Source organism: Longicatena sp. 210702-DFI.1.196 (genome assembly GCF_020563125.1).
In the GTDB taxonomy this organism is placed as follows: Bacteria; Bacillota_I; Bacilli_A; order Erysipelotrichales; family Erysipelotrichaceae; genus Longicatena; species Longicatena caecimuris.
In genome coordinates this window covers 1-232 of sequence record NZ_JAJCPX010000149.1, presented here as the reverse complement: position 1 = coordinate 232, position 232 = coordinate 1, and the positions used below count along the sequence as shown (strand labels likewise).

At 49.1% G+C, this 232-nt stretch carries 1 protein-coding gene; it reads left to right on the top strand.

Translation table 11 applies throughout. The features are described from left to right. Positions 1-11: 11 nt before the first annotated feature. Positions 12-232, top strand: a 221-nt coding sequence (locus LI241_RS16040; protein WP_227161114.1) for a BCCT family transporter, incomplete at its 3' end; no start/stop codon positions are given.

Here is a 232-nt window from a genome sequence, read left to right as displayed (position 1 = left end):
CCGTAGTATACATATGGTCGGCGGTATCCGGGATCGAGAAGGGAATCAAGCTGATATCCGATGCCAACCTCTATATCGCATTTGGCCTTATGATACTGGCAGTCCTGGTTGGGCCGAAGGTAGAAATCATGAATAATTTTGCCAACGGCCTGGGGCAGTATCTGGGCAATCTGATTCCTGACAGCCTTGCCATCAAAACCTATGGGGATAACAGCTGGATAATGAGCTGGAG